Here is a 15,949-nt window from a genome sequence, read left to right as displayed (position 1 = left end):
ACCGTTGCGGCCAACCTGCCCAAGGTTGGCCGCAGTGCTTTTGCCTTGCGCTACACTGGCGCGCTTTACCGTTTTCTTACCCCGCCATGCCTTATACCGTCCCCGATTGGCCCGTGCTGGCTGCCTTTACGCTTTTGGCGATCTCCCTGTTGGCGGCCCTGGCCGGGCGCCGCCGGCTAGCGCTGGGCATGGCGCTGCCAGCCTCCGCCATGGCGCTGTGGGCGGGTGTGTTAGGGGTGCAGGCGTGCCTGGCCTACCTGCTGCTGGGGTTGGCCGCCTGGCTGTGCCAGCGTTGGCCGCAGGCGCGCTGGCCGTGGCTGGCAGCGGTGGTGCTGATACTGGCTTTGGCGCTGCACGCCTTGCCCGGCTTTTACCCGCCGCGCTGGTGGCAGGGCGCGCTGGCTGACAACAGCAAGCCCTACACCCTGTACTGGCACTGGGATAAGGGCCTAGCCGGCTTGTGGCTGCTGCTGTGCCTGCCGCGCGTGGCTTTGCCAGGGGTGGCAAAGCGGGGTCAATGGCTGCTTGCGTGCGCAGCCTGCCTGTTGGCCGCGCTGGGGCTGGCAATGGCGAGTGGGCTGCTGACGTGGCAGCCCAAATGGCCGGCCTGGTGGCTACCGTGGCTGGCGGCCAACCTGCTGCTGGTGTCTTTGCCGGAAGAGGCGCTGTTTCGGCAGGGCGTGTTTGCGGCGGCGGCACGCTGGCCGCTGTGGCAGCGCTGCCTGTTATCCGCTGCGCTGTTTGGCCTGGTGCATGTGCCCGGTGGCGTGCTGTGGGCGCTGGTGGCCACGCTGGCTGGCGCCGCGTACGCGCTGCTGTATGCCGCTACCGGCCGGCTGGCTTACGCTGTCTTGCTGCATACGGGGTTTAATGTGCTGCACCTGGCCTGGCTGAGCTACCCGCAGCTGCGCTAGCGGGTAACCACAAAGAAGAGCGGCCAACCCTGTTGCCAGGGCTGGCCGTTATAGTTGGCACCTTGCGGTATCAGACTATGGTAGGCGGTTTAACCGCTCTGTTTGTGGTCGCTTATTGATAGGCGCTCTTCTACCAGTAGCTGGGCGGCCATGCGGTCTACGCGTGCCAAATCCACGATGTCACCCAGTGTTGCCAGGCTGGTTTCCAGCCTGGCTATAGCCTGTTTATGTTCTTCAATTGCTTTGAGCATGGCAGTGGCCTGGTGATAAGCGTCCTGCCCGCGCACTGCGGCGCACCAGCTGAGATTACCCATGATGTAAGCCTCCTGCCTTGCCCCGGGGCCTTGCATTCACTGGCGTTGCCGTGTGCTGCCCCATGTTTGCTTATCGGCGGTGGCGGATAAAACCTTAGTTTTTTTCTGTCAATCCAGCTGCATGACATCAGTTGTAAGCGGTGCTGAAAAGCCAAAGGCCCGGGGTGTGCCCGGGCCTGCTGTTGGGGGAGTGCCGGGGTTAGCCGGGCAGATCGAGGTATTCCACCTGCGCCGGGGTACCCAGGGTGTGCTGCAGAAAGTGCGCCATATTGCCGGGCTGGCCGGTGCTGGCAAAACGGTAGTGCGCTGCCGGGCCGCTGGCGGCGGGCAGGCCGTGTTGCTGCATCAGCCGCAGCGTCTGGCGGATGACCGCGTCGGTGGGGTCGATGATGTCGATATGCGGCGGCAGCAGCTGGCGGATCAGCGGTGCCAGAAACGGGTAGTGGGTACAGCCCAGTACCACGTGGTCTACGCCTTGCTCCAGTAGCGGGGCCAGCGCGCGGCCAACTACGGCGCGGCTGCGCTCGCTGTCCAGCTCGCCGGCTTCTACCAGCTCGACAAAGCCTTTGCCCGCCTGCGGCACCACCAAGGTATCGCCGGCAAACTGTGCCACCAGCTGGCGGAACTTGTCACCCTGCAGCGTGGCGTGGGTGGCCAGTACGCCCACGCGGCCGCTCTGGCTGGCCTGTACGGCGGGCTTGATGGCGGGTTCCATGCCGACAATGGGCAGCTGCGGGTAGCGTTCGCGCAGGTGGCGGGCGGCGGCGCTGGTGGCGGTATTGCAGGCGATCAGCAGCAGCTGCGCGCCCTGTGCCAGCAGCCAGGCAGTAATGGCCTCGGCGCGGGCAATCAGCTCGGCCTGGCTGCGCTCGCCGTAGGGGCAGTAGCCCTGGTCGGCCAGGTACACCACATCCTGCTGTGGCAGGGCGTGGCGTAGCTGGCGCCATACCGACAGGCCGCCCAGGCCGGAATCGAACATGCCGATCATGCGTGTGCCCTAGCTGTTCTGGATGACGATTTTCGGCATCTTGCTGGAGAAATCACGCGCCTTGTCGCCTACCTTCACCGCCACGCGGCGGGCGATTTGCTGGTAGCGGGCGGCCAGCTTGCCGCCCGGCTCGGCTACCACGGTGGGTTTGCCTTCGTCGGTAGACAGGCGGATGGACAGGTCCAGCGGCAGCGAGCCCAGTACGTCCACGCCGTATTGCGCGCTCATCTTGTCGGCACCGCCGTGGCCGAAGATGTGTTCTTCGTGGCCGCACTGGCTGCACACGTGCATGGCCATGTTTTCCACAATGCCGAGAATGGGTACGCCCACCTTCTCGAACATCTTCAGGCCTTTCTTGGCGTCGATCAGTGCGATGTCTTGCGGCGTGGTCACCACGATGGCGCCGGTCACCGGTACCTTTTGCGATAGCGTCAGCTGGATGTCGCCGGTGCCCGGTGGCATGTCGATCACCAGATAATCCAGCTCATCCCACAGTGTGTCGTTGAGCAGCTGCTGCAGCGCCTGGCTCACCATGGGGCCGCGCCATACCATGGCCTGGTCGTCGTCTACCAGGTAGCCGATGGACATGGTTTGCACGCCGTGTGCTTCCAGCGGCTTGAGCTTGCCTTCCACCACCTCGGGCTTCTGGCCCTGCAGGCCCATCATCAGCGGCTGCGACGGGCCGTAGATGTCGGCGTCCAGTATGCCCACGCGCGCGCCTTCGGCTGCCAGCGCCAGTGCCAGGTTGGCCGCGGTGGTGGATTTACCCACGCCGCCCTTGCCGGACGACACCGCAATCACGTTTTTCACGCCAGGCAGCAGTGGTACACCGCGCTGGGCGGCGTGGCTGGTGATCTGGCTGCTGACGTCTACTTCTACCGGGCGGCCGTCGGCAAACGGGGCCAGCGCTTCGGTAAATAGCGCGCCGATCTCGGCAAAGCGGCTTTTGGCCGGGTAGGGCAGTTTGACGCTGAGCGCCAGGCGGCTGCTGTCGTTACAGGCAATGGCCAGGCCTTTGCGGTAGGGCTTGCCGGTGTCCGGGTCGATAAGGGTGGCGAGGGATGCCAGGATATCTGCGTCGCTGTGAGCCATGTCGGGTGTCCGTGGGGTGTCGGTGTTGGCAGGGCTGCCAAACAGTTTGCCTAGTCGGGAGAACATATCGTGCGCCAAGTCGGGATTACCCGACTATTTTAATCAGGTTTTGCGCCCGCCGACAGGCGCCGGGGGCACGGGGAATGCCGCAAATGATAGCCCAAAGCGCCGCTAGCCGCCCGCGCCGGCAGCGCGGTGGCAATAAGCGCTGGCCTAAGTGGCTGATTTCACGTAGAATCCTCGGCCTTTTTGTCAACGTGACGCGGCGGTTTGCTGCCGCGTCATGGTTTTTTGAGGTGTTCTTTTGTCTGCCAATAATAAAATTGCCCGCCTGTCTGTTGCTACCCTGTTGTTCCCGCTAGCCCTGGTGTTGTTCGAGTTTGCTGTGTATATCGCCAACGACATGGCGCAGCCGGCCATGCTGCAAGTCACCCGCGAGTTCGGCGTAGATGCCGGCTGGGTACCGCTGTCGATGACCTTCTTTTTGCTGGGCGGCGCGGCGCTGTCGTGGCTTACCGGCCCGCTGTCCGACCGCTACGGCCGCCGCCCGGTGCTGTTGTCCGGCGTGGTGTTCTTTATCGTGAGCTGCCTGGCCACCTATCTGGTGCACAGCATCGAAGCCTATATGGCGCTGCGCGTACTGCAGGGCATGGGCTTGTGCTTCATTAATGCCGTGGGCTATGCCGCGGTGCAGGAAGCCTACGCCGAAAAAACCGCCGTACGCGTTACCGCGCTGATGGCCAATGTGGCGCTGATTGCGCCCATGGTGGGCCCGCTGGCCGGTGCCGCGCTGATCGAGCTGGCACCGTGGCGTAGCTGCTTCCTGTTTATTGCCGCCTGCGCGCTGCTGGCGCTGCTGGGCCTGTGGTGGAAAATGCCGGAAACCGTGCAGCCTGCGGCCAACCCGCGCCCGCTGTCGCGCATGGGTGGCGACTACCTGCAGCTGCTGCGCGACCGCCGCTTTGTACTGTCGGTATTGTGCATCCCCATGCTGGCGCTGCCGCTGATGGGCTGGATTGCGCTGTCGCCAGTGCTGCTGGTCGAAGACCTGGGCATGAGCACGCTGGAATACGGCTTGTGGCAGCTGCCGGTATTCGGTGGCCTGATCGCCGGTAACCTGCTGTTGGCCGCCCGCGCCGAAGCCTGGCCGCTGGGCCGCTCCGTGCTGCTGGGCATGTGGCCGGTAGTGGGCGGGCTGGTGCTGATGCTGGCCGGCGTACTGTATGGCCATTACCAGCACATCTTCCTGGTGCTGGGCATGAGCCTGATGGCGGTGGGCGAGGGCTTGTCCTTTGGCGTGCTGTACCGCTTTGCCCTGATGAGCAGCAGCCTGCCCAAGGGCGTGGTATCGGCTGGCATGAGCATGCTGTGCATGGCCGGCTACGGTCTCGGCATCGAGCTGTTCCGCTGGGCCTATATTGCCGCTGGCATCACCGGCTTTGCCCTGCTGTCGGTGGTGACGGCGCTGCTGTTTGTGTGGCTGGCGCGCCCGCAAGTGGCCGTGGCCATGGCCGAGCGCGACGACCCGGACATGCTGCCTCAATCGGCCTGACCGGCACGGCCTCTGGCCCTGCCTGCCTGGCCGTAGCACCAAGCTGAACCCGCAGCTAGCGTAGGCGGGGCAGCGTAAATGCAGAAGGTTGGCCGCGATGACTGTCGCGGCCAACCTTTGTCGTTATAATCGACGGTTTACCGAATACCTTTCACCGGACGCTTCTCCATGACCACACGCAAGATTCTGGTGACCAGTGCACTGCCTTACGCCAACGCGGGGCTGCACCTTGGCCACATGCTCGAACAGATCCAAACCGATATCTGGGTGCGTTTCCAGAAGATGCGCGGCCACGAGTGCTACTACGTGTGCGCCGACGATACCCACGGCGCACCCATCATGCTGGCAGCCGAGAAGCGCGGCATCACCCCCGAGCAGCTGATTGCCGAGGTAGAAGCGCTGCACGTGGCCGACTCGCAGGGTTTCCTGATTGGCCACGACAGCTACTACAGCACCAACAGCCCGGAAAACAAGGAGCTGGCGCAGCAGATGTACCGCGCGCTGCGTGCCGATGACAAGATTACCTCGCGCACCATCGAGCAGCTGTTCGACCCGGAAAAGCAGATGTTCCTGCCAGACCGCTTCGTGAAGGGCGAATGCCCGAAATGCAGCGCCAAAGACCAGTACGGCGACAACTGTGAAGTGTGCGGTGCCACCTACAACCCGACCGAGCTGAAAAACCCGTACTCGGCCGTGTCCGGCGCCACCCCGGTGCTGAAAACCTCCGAGCACTACTTCTTCCGCCTGGGCGAGTGCGCCGATTTCCTGCGCGACTGGACCAGCGGCCAGACCACCCGTGCCGATGGCGTGGTACAGCCGCACCTGCAGCCGGAGTCGCTGAACAAAATGAACGAGTGGATCGGCGGCGGCCTGCAGGACTGGGACATCAGCCGCGACGCGCCGTACTTCGGCTTCGAGATCCCCGATGCACCCGGCAAATACTTCTATGTGTGGCTGGACGCGCCTATCGGTTACATGGCCAGCTTCAAAAAGCTGTGCCAGCGCCTGAACCTGGACTTCGACACCTGGTTTAAGCCCGATACCGACACCGAGATGTACCACTTCATCGGCAAGGACATCCTGTACTTCCACGCACTGTTCTGGCCCGCCACGCTGAAGTTCTCCGGCATGCGCGCGCCTACTGGCGTGTTTGCCCACGGCTTCCTTACCGTGGACGGCCAGAAAATGTCCAAGTCGCGCGGCACCTTCATCACCGCCAAGAGCTACCTGGAATGCGGCCTGAACCCGGAATGGATGCGCTACTACATTGCCGGCAAACTCAATGGCCGCATTGAAGACATCGACCTGAACCTGAACGACTTTGTGGCCCGCGTGAACTCGGACGTGGTCGGCAAGTTCGTCAATATCGCCAGCCGCGCCGCCGGCTTCATCACCAAGCGCTTTGGCGGCAAACTGGCCGACAGCGTGCAGGATGAAACCCGCCTGCTGGGCAATATCGCCCACGAGGCCGACAACATCGCCGCCGCTTTCGAAGCGCGCGAATACGCCAAGGCGCTGCGCGAAATCATGGGCATTGCCGACGTGGTTAACAGCTACGTCGACGCCAACAAGCCGTGGGAGCTGGCCAAACAGGAAGGCCAGGAAGCCCGCCTGCACGAAGTGTGCACCGTGCTGATCAACGCCTTCCGCCTGCTGACCATCTACCTGAAACCTGTGCTGCCAAAAGTCGCCCAGGACGTAGAGGCTTTCCTGGACGTAGCACCGCTGCAGTGGGCCGACGCCCAGCAGCAGCTGCTGGGTCACACCATCAAGCCGTACCAGCACCTGATGCAACGCGTCGACCCGGTGCTGGTGGACAAACTCATCGAAGCGAACAAACAGACCATGGAAGCACAAGCACCGGCCGCTGCGGCCAACTACGAGCCGCTGGCCGACACCATCAAGATCGACGACTTTGCGAAGCTGGACCTGCGCGTGGGCAAGGTACTGGCCTGCAACTTTGTAGAAGGCTCCGACAAGCTGCTGCAGTTCACCGTCGACCTGGGCTTTGAACAGCGCAACATCTTCTCCGGTATCCGTTCCGCCTACCAGGAGCCGGAAAAGCTGGTTGGCCGCAAGGTGATCGTGGTGGCCAACCTGGCCGAACGCAAAATGCGCTTTGGCGTATCGCAAGGCATGATCGTGTGCGCCTCCGGCAACGACGACAACAGCGGTCTGTTCCTGCTGGATACCGACGACGGCGCCCAGCCAGGCATGCGCGTAGGCTAAGCCGTACTGGCCGCCTCACCACAGCGCCCCGCATTGCGGGGCGTTTTTTTTGCTTGTCATCCGGCGTTCATTTGCCGCTGCTAAGCTGTCTGACAATACACGGGAACCACGTAGTCCTACGTATGGTCAATGTCTTTGACACTGTGTATGGTGTCCTGTAGCGTCAAGCTGTTTTACCAATAGTTCATAACAAGAATGAAAACTGAAAAGGAAATGTACAATGCGTATCAACCAACTGGAGCCAGGTCATAGCATCCTGGAAGTCACCGATAGCGGTGAAGAGCTGCGTTTCGAAGTCATGGACGTGCGCGCAGTAGGCCGCCGTTACGAAGTTACCATGCGCACCCCCGCGGGTGTGGAAAGCGTAATTTACCCGGCCAACGCCTACGTACAGACGGCAGCGTAAGTTATTTTTGTAAAAAGCTTGACGCGGTAGTGCTCTACAGATATAGTTGCTCCTCTCTGTCGCGGGATGGAGCAGTCTGGTAGCTCGTCGGGCTCATAACCCGAAGGTCGTAGGTTCAAATCCTGCTCCCGCAACCAAGTTTTCGAAAAAGCCAATCAAAAGATTGGCTTTTTCATTTCCGGCAAAACAGACCGGAAAACAAATTGATAATTACAGTAAATAAGTCTTGACGTAGCAATAGTTACTGTATATTATTCAACACATCAGACGCGGGATGGAGCAGTCTGGTAGCTCGTCGGGCTCATAACCCGAAGGTCGTAGGTTCAAATCCTGCTCCCGCAACCAAACACAAACCCCTGATTCAATTGAAAAATTGGATCAGGGGTTTTGCGTTTTCTCTTCTCCGTTTTGGGCACAGACCGGCTTCTGTGCCCATTTCTGTGCCTAAACCGTGCCCACAGCACATCCCTGATGAGGTTTTTTTGACCTTTGGGCTGAATGGGCACGCTGTTTTGTCGTGACCTTTGGGATTTCGGCACGTTTTGTGCCCACTGGGCACAGGGTGGGCACAAAGATCAAGTGCCTGAAATCTCCCTCAAATACCAATAGATCACCTTTGTGTCGTGCTAGAGCCTTGAAGTGGTAGGTAGTCCTTAGGCTGGCCGGCGATCCATTGGCAGGACTTGCACTGTGTTTGCTCAGCATCCCAGCGTAGTCAGGGAGCCATATTTTCACCTTTGGGCACAGGATTGGGATTGAACTCGAAGATATCGCTTACTTGGCAGTGAAAGTATGTGCATAAGGCATCAAGAACATCTAGCTCAACTCTTTCAGCTGTCTCGTGGTAGAGCCTGGTTAGCGTACCTCGGTTTAGACCAGTCTCTCTTGCTACATCACTGATCTTGAGGCGACGCTCTCCCATCATGCGAGACAGGTGGCATTTAATCATGTCTTTCTCCAGGAAATAATGATCTTCTGCAGGTCAAAAAGTGTTGCAAAAGGTCTTTTTGCGTGCATAATGATCTCTAGAAGGTCAAATTCTCCGCGTGAGGAGAAAAATGACCTTCTGAGTTTACATGCACCTAAGGAATGAGACTATGAGTTCTACTTACATTACGACCGAAGAGTTGGCTTCTCGTATCCACTACGACCCTCGTACCATCCGTAACAAGCTTGTTGACCACTGCTTGCTTGAGGGTAAGCACTATGTTCGACCCTTTGGTAGAAGGAAGTACCTTTTCATCTGGGAGGCAATTGAAGCAGATCTGCTTCGGAATCACTCAGACTCGATTGCCATGCCGATGGCAGAGTAGGGAGGTGGTTATGGGCGTTGTACGAGCACGTAAAGAAACAGGTTTACTGTTTTTGGATTTCAGGTGGAATGGGAAACGGTGCCGAGAGCAAACAGAACTGAAAGATACTGCAGCAAACAGGAGAAAGCTTGAGCGCATGTTGCTGCAGATAGAGTCCGAGATCCAGCTGGGCCGATTTCGCTATGAAGCCTTTTTCCCCGAGAGGCATGCTACTGAAGAGCCTGTATCTAAACCACTTATCGAGCAACAGCCGATCTTGGATCCCAAGATACTGCGAACACCATTGTTGAAAGACTTCCTTGAGGAATGGCTGGCAGAGACCAGCATAGGTTGGCGTCGCTCTTATCTGGTAACGATCAGGGGAAATGTTGACAAGTATTATCTGCCAGCGTTCGGAAATGTCAGGGTCGGGGCTATCACCCGAGCAGATTTGCTTAAATTCCGGTCTTCACTCGCCAAAGTATCCGGCCGGAATGGTAACGCAACGCTATCTGCCAACCGTATCAACAAGATCATGGATCCGTTGAGACGCATTTTCGAGGAAGCCGCCGACCGTTACGACTTTACCACGCCTTATGTACGCATCAAACCGTTGAAGGTGCCAAAGTCTGATGTGCAGCCGTTCACTCTGCAGGAGGTCAAGCTGATCATTGACAGCGTGCGGCCTGATTTTCGCAACTACTACACTGTGAGGTTCTTTACGGGGATGCGAACAGGGGAGATCGATGGCCTGAAGTGGAAGTATGTGGATTTTGATCGCCGCCAGATATTGGTGAGAGAAACGGTCGTCTACGGTGAAGATGACTACACCAAAACCGATGCTTCCCAGCGTGATATTGCAATGAGTCAGCCTGTTTACGATGCGCTCCAGAAGCAGTATCTAGCAACTGGTGCCATGTCAGAATACGTATTCTGCAACCTGCAAGGGTTGCCTATCGAGCATAACAACGTTACCAAGCGTGTCTGGTACCCGTTGCTCAGCGTCTTGGGCTTGGAGCGCCGGCGCCCATACCAGACCAGGCATACGGCAGCTACGCTCTGGTTGGCGGCAGGCGAGGCCCCTGAGTGGATTGCAAGACAGATGGGGCACGCGAACACAGAGATGCTGTTCAAGGTTTACTCGCGATACGTACCAAACCTGACACGCCGTGACGGGTCCGCATTCGAGCAGCTGCTGAAAACAGCTCAAATCCAGAAGGGGGACGAGCATGCAACGGTTTAACTCGGAGCAGGCTTTGCGGCATACGTGGGCCATGCTGGAAATTGGCTTGTATCTGCGCGAGCTTGGTGCCAATAAGGAGATTCCGCATGATGTACGTCAGCACGCATTGAGGCTTGCCCAAGATTATCCACGAGTTACTGAGATTCTCATCCTGGCAAAGCGTGATCATGGCTATAAGGGGGAGCGAAGCCTGTTGTCCAATGTGGAGAAAGATTTGCTCGTTGGCGAGCGATACCGCTTATTGGTTCGGGCATTGAAAGCTGAGGCGCAATCCAAGCCAGTGGAGTGCTGAGTGCACATCTTGTCAATCGCGACAGGGCCACGACTGATTGCAGCCTTCTTGGGGACTTAGAGCTGGGTGTTAATCAAAATCAATGTAATGCTAACGGTCAGCCCTAATTAGTGTTCGTGGGCGAGTTTGAAGGCGCGCCCTGCTTGAGACTTTTCACTAATCATCTTTGGGATAACAACGGTAAGGGGTACACCATGCACAATGATAGCTTTGACTTGGAAATTGCCTTGCGCAGGCTACAGCAGCATGCGAATGAAGAGGGGGACTTGGGATATGCCTACTGGAGCAAGGTGCGCGATCTGCTCATTGACGCGGAAAGGATGAAGAGCGAGATAGCTCGGCTGAAACGTGAGCTCGAAGCTTGCCGTTCTGGTAAGGATTGATCCTCCTGCGTTTGCTAGATGCATTGATGGCCGCCTCTAAGTCCATGGCGGCCATTTTTGCTTGTTGTCTGCGTCAATCCTGCCAGAAGGGTAGGCAAGGAGCCCCTGCTGGATGGGTACTCCCTGACTTGTGTAGTCATATCAATCATCGGCACAGAGATCGGCAAAATTCTGTCAGTTCAATCGGTATGATTTTTGTAAATAATTGTTTTTAAATGGTAATTTCCATAATCATATCGGCGGAAAGATCGGCAAATGAAGAAGCAGATGCTTGAGTGCGACGACCGGTTATCACAAATGGAACCCATGGTGATTGACGGGTCTTGTCCGCTGTTTGCTGATCTGTTGGGGTTGGCACATGAGCTGTGCCTTGCCTCTGCACGACTTGACTCGCAGATACACAAGCAAACAGCCCGAGGCTTTGCCGAGCTGATTTCAGGTGTGAACTGCTATTACAGCAACCTGATCGAGGGGCAAAGAGCATCGCTCACAGATATCAACGACGTCATGCGAGATATTGCGCATCTCGGTTCAGACAGAAAGCACCGGAACCTGGCATTTGCCCACATCAGTGCGGATCGTTGGGCGAATAGCCAGCGACTGACGCAAGCCAATCTCATCTTCTTCCTGCAAGAAACGCACCGGTTATTTTGTGAGTACCTGCCTGTAGATATGCTCACCTTGGAAGATTGTTCGGTGATGGTGCCGGGCGAGTTTCGCAGAAAGGAAGTGCGAGTCGGGCGCCATCTGCCTCCCAGGAGCGAGCACTTGAGCATATTTTTGAACCACTACAGTGAGGTATATGGTCAAAGGCTTGAAAGTGCAGACAAGGGTGGCATCACTCGGCTGACTAGCATTGTTGCCGCATTTGCGGCACACCATCGCCTAATGTGGATTCACCCATTTGCTGATGGTAATGGTCGCGTTGGCCGTATCACATTGGATGCTATGCTCAGAGCCTGTGGTGTGACGGGCACTGCACTATGGTCAATGTCACGCGGCTTGGCTAAGAGCGCGGATACCTACAACGCCCTGTTGGCTCAGGCAGACAAACCGCGCTATGGAGATCGTGATGGTTGTGGCAACCTGACAGAGCGTGGATTGGCCGAGTTTTGTCGCTTTGGTCTGCAGGCGGGGATTGATCAGGCTAGATTCATGGCTAGCATGATCGATCTAGATAGCTTCGGGGAGAGAGTACACAATTACTTTCGGTGCGTTCGACAAACCACCCTTCGGCCAGAATCAGCCTATTTGTATATGCATGCTTGGACGATGGGTAAGTTTGAGCGCGGGGATGCGGCACGATTAACCGGTTTGAGTGAGCGCACTGCTCGTACCATCCTGAGCAAGCTATTAGCAGAAGGTTTTTTGGTTTCAGACACACCCAAAGGCAGGGTACGGATCGGGCTTCCGGTTCATGCCATGTCATTCCTGCTGCCAAACGTTTACCCGCATGGTGATATCAAGATACCGGACCAGGATTTGAGAGCGCTGCATGCCAACAAAGACTAATCCTGCCTAACAAGGAGTGAGAAGTGAGCTTCGAAACCAAATCAATGCACATTACCTCTATCCATGACAACGTGTTCGTGGATTTAGGATTCGAACCGGAAGAGGCCGCCGTGCTGAAGGCCAGATCGCAACGAGTAATCGCGGTGAAGCTAGCGATCAAGGACTCCTTGATTACCGAGCTGGCTGCATGGATTGAAGCCAATAAGTTCAAACAAACTGAAGCTGCTGAAATTCTCGGGGTGACACGTCAGCGTGTGGCTGATGTAGTCAACAAGAAGACTACCAAATTCACCATAGATGCATTAGTAGGCATGTTGGCCAGGGTTGGCAAGCATATTAAGTTGTCTGTTCACTGAGCCTCACCATCTTCTCGCCACGCAGTTCTGCTGCTCTAAGAGAGCTACATCTGTGACGCCATAGGGGCTTCAGCATCTCATCTATGGTGAGTGGCCGAATATCGGCCTAAGCAGACAGCTATCAGCCCGTAGAAAATGGCCGCTTTCCGGTTGGAAGCGGCCATAAATGAATCTACCAAACGATGGGCGATTCAAAATTATTTTTTATAAAAAAATTTAATTTACAGCCTATCAAAGATTGAGCCTTTGTGAGGGTAATAAAGCTTTTCGTACATACGAGTAGCGTATTCATCAGTCATGCCAGCAATGAAGTCACAGATAATCCGCATCTTCTTTTGCTGGGTACTTTCATCCGTGTAGCGCTTCCGGGTATTGCCAGGTAGTAGCCTCTCAGGATCAGAACTCAATGCTTCAAAAAGCTCTACGACCAGCCTCTGGCCTTTGAACTCAAGCTGCTGAACATTGCTACTCTTGATCACTTTTTTCATTACCAAGTCAAATATATGCTCCAGCATTCTTTCGTGAGCCTCGTCCATATAAGCATTCAACCTAATCAGGCTTGTGGTTGCCAATGGGAATACGGACTCTCTAACCGTGGTGCTGATGATAAATTTATGAACCAAATTGCCAATTGCTTTTTTTCGCTGGTAGCTTTCATCAGAAAATAAATTTTCAGCTAGGCTGTTGCTATTATCCCCACAATCGCGGAACAATTCTTCTTTTCCTTCGTTATGAGCTACCCAGTCCTTTTTGGTAATCATGCCAAGAGAAATTGCATCTTCTAGATCATGCAGGCTATACGAAATATCATCAGCCAGCTCCATGATAGAAGTGTCCAGTCCCTTGTAAATTGGTTTCAGATGACCTGACTTATGAGGCTGTAACTTCGTGAAGGCCAGTTTTTCCTCTATTGCTAGAGGCTCAAGAATCCAGTTCACCACGTCTTGCTCATCATCCATATAGCACTTGGGCGGATGCTGTTTTTCCGCCTTGCTTAGCCAGCTCGGAGTCGCAACGTCTCCGTATGCGTCTGACTGTACCGTTGCACCATAAGATGCTGGATACTTCAGCACACCCAGCAGCAGGCGACGGGTCGGGTTTAATCCATGCTCGGCAGTGTACTTGTCCAGGCGAGACAAAATTCGTAGGGTCTGACCATTGCCTTCAAACCCTCCAAAGCCACGCATACAGAGGTTCAATGCCACTTCACCGCCATGACCAAATGGTGGGTGCCCAATGTCATGTGCCAAACAGATAGAGTTCATCAGAGCGGATGGTGGCAGTGCATTAACGATATCTGTTTGGTCCTTATGCAGGGACTTTAGCCACCGTACGATGCCCACCCCAATCTGTGCTACCTCCATGGAGTGTGTCAGCCGGGTACGATAAAAATCACTCTCGCCTAAACCCAATACTTGAGTTTTTGATTGCAAACGGCGGAACGCAGATGAGTGAATCAAGCGAGCGTAGTCACGCTCCCATTCAGAACGAACATCGCTACTCCGGCGTGGATCATGAAGTCTGCGTGAGTCCCAAATGTTATCAGTCATATAGAGTTTCTCTTTCAGTTAATCTGAACCAATGCGTTTCTCTGTCGGCAGTGGCTGAGTCAGGAATTTTTCTCCTGAGTCAGCCGTTGAGTTTGGCTCTCAGGGTTGCGATTTTCACGGACATTTACAATGCGTGCAGATGAGGTCTTGGTTTGCTCGGCTACCTATCAAACATTAGCTTTGACTCTGCGCAAGGGTCGCGTCGTACATCTTTTTCAGAAGAGGCTCCACCAGTGCCAGAGTAGGCCCCCACTCGCTTTCAGTGAGCATTCCGAACTTCTCCATGAGAGTCACTTCGCGGTCGAAAGCGAAGTCGGTTGGCGTCTCCAGACCAACGATGAGCTGCATGCCGGCGGGTAGGTCCTCGGCGATAAAGCTCAGGACAGCTGGAAGGTTGAAATCGTCTTGAGCCTGCTGATTGGGGGAGTCGATGACTACTGGAATGTCGTAAGTTCCCGTCTTGCCCTGCACGGTGCGCCAGATAGCAGCGTAGTAGGCTAGGATGGAGCGTGGGCCGCCGCTGCCCGAAAGGGAAGGGCGGGACGCCAGCTGCATTGTCTTGGTCGGCACGGAGTGCAACTGCAGTGCAACACGGCTAGCGGCATAGTGCTCGCGAAAATCCGTCAGGATTGCCTTCGTACGCTTGGGCGAGCGGAGCTCGTTCATCTTTGTCTCAAGTGTATCGATAGCGAGAACCACGGTGTCGATGGCAACTTGGATCTGTTTGCGCTCCTCTTCGAAGGCCGCGAATGCGGATTCGGCGCCAAGGCTTTCGACAACATCCTTGAACTTCAACTGCCCCTTGCGCGAGTCCAGCAGTTGGGAGATGCGCAAGTAATTCTCGTTGAGTGAATTCAGCTCAGAGAATGCCTTGTATGTTCGCATGCGGACCTCCGCGGCATCCTCTCGGAGTCGTGCAGCGAGCTCCCGAAGGACCCGGGCATCCTCGGCGAACTCCAGCAGATCAAGGAAGGGCTTCTCATGCTCAGCGTGGCACGTCGGGCAGATGAGTGGCGTGGCACCTTCTTTGAGTAGGTACTTAGCATCGCTGTCGTATGCCGTTAGGGCTCCTTCAGCGAGGTGAATCTGATGGTCCAGACTCTTCAGGAGCTCTTGTTCACGGACAGCAACGCTCCGAAGCCCCTCCTGCCGAGCGTTGAGAACACTAACCTCTTTGGTGAGCTGCTCAATCTCGGCGGCAAAGTTGTCAGCGTTGATTTTGGGGCCTACCAGCGGCAAAGACTTGCTAAAACGCTCGATGGCGCGCTCCAGCAGCTTGTATTCCCGACGGTGGTCTTCAAGTGCCTTAGCGTGCTGGGACTTTTTTGCGCTCGCAGTGTAGTACTCAGGTGGGCAGACGCCGGTGAAGTACTCGAGGATTGACTTAAACGGAGCGGTGAAGCGCTTCATGCCGCCGAACGTGTTCCATTCTGCCTGCCAACTTCCGTCCTGGTTTACGTAGAACGGCGCGAAGAAGCATGACGGATCGGCGGGGACAACCTCTGCCTGCTTCTTGTCAGAGAAGACCAGGTTGAAGTTAGTTATCTGGCAGAAGCTCTTAGACCATTCACCGAACTTCGCCGTGGAGATGAGTAGGTTGAAAGTCGCGTCAAAGAGTGCTCGCCGACCATCCTGATGGAGTGCGAAATAGCACTTCTCATCAACAGAGAACTCCAGCAGTGAGACAGCGTTCTCATCCCATTGTTCGAGCTTTCCTTGCGGGGTGGCTCCGAGCGTATCAAACAGGCTCCGAATCAGCGTCGTCTTCCCGGTGTGGTTCCTTCCCACCAGTAGGTTCTTGCTCGGATGGAACTCCACATGGCGAG

General features: G+C 56.4%; 15 protein-coding genes and 2 tRNA genes. 11 read left to right on the top strand and 6 right to left on the bottom strand.

Features of this window, described 5'->3' with window-relative positions:
- Positions 1-134: 134 nt before the first annotated feature.
- Positions 135-914 carry a CPBP family intramembrane glutamic endopeptidase gene (locus FLQ44_RS12805; protein WP_206208867.1) on the top strand — a complete coding sequence of 260 codons (780 nt, stop codon included), beginning with the start codon at positions 135-137 and terminating at the stop codon, positions 912-914.
- 89 nt (positions 915-1,003) lie between these two features.
- On the opposite strand, the gene FLQ44_RS12800 is transcribed toward FLQ44_RS12805, so the two are convergent.
- The 3 genes from FLQ44_RS12800 to apbC all read right to left on the bottom strand — a co-directional run bounded on the left by FLQ44_RS12800 (position 1,004) and on the right by apbC (position 3,308).
- The gene (locus tag FLQ44_RS12800) at positions 1,004-1,228 is read right to left on the bottom strand and encodes a hypothetical protein (protein WP_147694696.1); all 225 of its coding nucleotides are present in this window, start codon (positions 1,226-1,228) and stop codon (positions 1,004-1,006) included.
- A 199-nt stretch (positions 1,229-1,427) separates the two neighbouring features.
- A complete protein-coding gene (gene murI / locus FLQ44_RS12795; protein WP_147694695.1) occupies positions 1,428-2,216 on the bottom strand; it encodes a glutamate racemase in 789 nt (262 codons plus the stop codon).
- A 9-nt stretch (positions 2,217-2,225) separates the two neighbouring features.
- Positions 2,226-3,308: an iron-sulfur cluster carrier protein ApbC gene (apbC, locus tag FLQ44_RS12790; RefSeq protein WP_240801269.1), complete on the bottom strand. Its 1,083-nt coding sequence runs from the start codon at positions 3,306-3,308 to the stop codon at positions 2,226-2,228.
- A 304-nt stretch (positions 3,309-3,612) separates the two neighbouring features.
- Here apbC and FLQ44_RS12785 point away from each other — a divergent pair, with 304 nt between their 5' ends.
- The 5 genes from FLQ44_RS12785 (at position 3,613) to FLQ44_RS12765 (ending at position 7,840) form a co-directional block, all read left to right on the top strand.
- A complete protein-coding gene (locus FLQ44_RS12785) occupies positions 3,613-4,860 on the top strand; it encodes an MFS transporter (protein ID WP_147694693.1) in 1,248 nt (415 codons plus the stop codon).
- Positions 4,861-5,028: 168 nt separating this feature from the next.
- Entirely contained in the window at positions 5,029-7,089 is a 2,061-nt protein-coding gene (metG, locus tag FLQ44_RS12780) for a methionine--tRNA ligase (protein ID WP_147694692.1), read from the top strand.
- 220 nt (positions 7,090-7,309) lie between these two features.
- The gene (locus FLQ44_RS12775) at positions 7,310-7,495 is read left to right on the top strand and encodes a hypothetical protein (RefSeq protein WP_147682350.1); all 186 of its coding nucleotides are present in this window, start codon (positions 7,310-7,312) and stop codon (positions 7,493-7,495) included.
- A 60-nt stretch (positions 7,496-7,555) separates the two neighbouring features.
- A tRNA-Met gene (locus FLQ44_RS12770) sits at positions 7,556-7,632 on the top strand.
- A 131-nt stretch (positions 7,633-7,763) separates the two neighbouring features.
- Positions 7,764-7,840: transfer RNA gene (locus FLQ44_RS12765), tRNA-Met, on the top strand.
- 370 nt (positions 7,841-8,210) lie between these two features.
- On the opposite strand, the gene FLQ44_RS24955 is transcribed toward FLQ44_RS12765, so the two are convergent.
- A complete protein-coding gene (locus FLQ44_RS24955; protein WP_369126609.1) occupies positions 8,211-8,420 on the bottom strand; it encodes a helix-turn-helix domain-containing protein in 210 nt (69 codons plus the stop codon).
- 398 nt (positions 8,421-8,818) lie between these two features.
- On the opposite strand from FLQ44_RS24955, the gene FLQ44_RS12750 reads away from it, so the two are divergent.
- The 5 genes from FLQ44_RS12750 (at position 8,819) to FLQ44_RS12730 (ending at position 12,573) form a co-directional block, all read left to right on the top strand.
- A complete protein-coding gene (locus tag FLQ44_RS12750; protein ID WP_147694689.1) occupies positions 8,819-10,030 on the top strand; it encodes an Arm DNA-binding domain-containing protein in 1,212 nt (403 codons plus the stop codon).
- The gene (locus tag FLQ44_RS12745) at positions 10,017-10,322 is read left to right on the top strand and encodes a hypothetical protein (protein WP_147694688.1); all 306 of its coding nucleotides are present in this window, start codon (positions 10,017-10,019) and stop codon (positions 10,320-10,322) included. The genes FLQ44_RS12750 and FLQ44_RS12745 overlap by 14 nt, the downstream gene beginning before the upstream one ends.
- 194 nt (positions 10,323-10,516) lie before the next feature.
- Positions 10,517-10,705 (top strand): hypothetical protein, encoded by a 189-nt coding sequence (locus FLQ44_RS12740; RefSeq protein WP_147694687.1) that lies wholly within the window; start codon positions 10,517-10,519, stop codon positions 10,703-10,705.
- A gap of 255 nt (positions 10,706-10,960) precedes the next feature.
- On the top strand, positions 10,961-12,217 hold the full coding sequence (locus tag FLQ44_RS12735; RefSeq protein ID WP_147694686.1) for a Fic family protein: 1,257 nt from the start codon (positions 10,961-10,963) through the stop codon (positions 12,215-12,217).
- Between the two features lie 23 nt (positions 12,218-12,240).
- On the top strand, positions 12,241-12,573 hold the full coding sequence (locus FLQ44_RS12730) for a helix-turn-helix domain-containing protein (protein WP_147694685.1): 333 nt from the start codon (positions 12,241-12,243) through the stop codon (positions 12,571-12,573).
- A gap of 221 nt (positions 12,574-12,794) precedes the next feature.
- On the opposite strand, the gene FLQ44_RS12725 is transcribed toward FLQ44_RS12730, so the two are convergent.
- Positions 12,795-14,123: an anti-phage deoxyguanosine triphosphatase gene (locus tag FLQ44_RS12725; RefSeq protein WP_147694684.1), complete on the bottom strand. Its 1,329-nt coding sequence runs from the start codon at positions 14,121-14,123 to the stop codon at positions 12,795-12,797.
- 174 nt (positions 14,124-14,297) lie between these two features.
- A complete protein-coding gene (locus tag FLQ44_RS12720) occupies positions 14,298-15,941 on the bottom strand; it encodes a hypothetical protein (RefSeq protein ID WP_206208866.1) in 1,644 nt (547 codons plus the stop codon).
- Positions 15,942-15,949 lie beyond the last annotated feature (8 nt).

Origin of the sequence: Vogesella mureinivorans, from assembly GCF_007644035.1 — a bacterium.
In the GTDB taxonomy this organism is placed as follows: Bacteria; Pseudomonadota; Gammaproteobacteria; order Burkholderiales; family Chromobacteriaceae; genus Vogesella; species Vogesella mureinivorans.
Note: the sequence above shows the minus strand (reverse complement) of the source record. Positions and strands in the feature narration are given on the sequence as shown.